The sequence below is a fragment of the Flavobacterium sp. FlaQc-28 genome, assembly GCF_044007415.1.
GTDB lineage: Bacteria > Bacteroidota > Bacteroidia > Flavobacteriales > Flavobacteriaceae > Flavobacterium.
The window spans coordinates 1-468 of the sequence record NZ_JBIPCM010000025.1 but is presented as its reverse complement, the minus strand read 5'-3'; the positions used below and the strand labels follow the sequence as shown (position 1 = coordinate 468).

At 37.4% G+C, this 468-nt stretch carries 1 protein-coding gene; it reads left to right on the top strand.

Going from position 1 to position 468, the window contains the following annotated elements; genetic code table 11:
- Positions 1 to 468, top strand: a 468-nt coding sequence (locus tag ACHRVL_RS23025; protein WP_395415595.1) for a hypothetical protein, incomplete at both ends; no start/stop codon positions are given.

Sequence of the window (468 nt, the reverse complement as noted above, 5' to 3'; positions counted from 1 at the left end):
GGCACACCAAACATAACAGATACAGATCAAGACTTCTGTTTAATAAATGCACCAACAATTGCAAGTATAAATGTAAGTCCAGAAACTGGAAATATTGTTTGGTATGATGCTTTAACAGGAGGAAATGTGGTAACAGCAGCAACAGTATTAACTACAAGAACTTACTACGCTGCATTGAAAAATGCTACAACAACTTGCGAAAGCAATGTAAGATTAGCTGTAGCAGTAAATGTATCAGATCCTGGTACGCCAAATATTACAGATACAGATCAAGACTTCTGTTTAATAAATGCACCAACAATTGCGAACATTAATGTAAGTCCAGAAACAGGAAATATTGTTTGGTATGATGCCTCAACAGGAGGAAATGTGGTAACAGCATCAACAGCGTTGACCACAAGAACTTATTACGCTGTTCTAAAAGATGCCACAACAACTTGCGAAAGTAATGTAAGGTTGGCAGTAGCG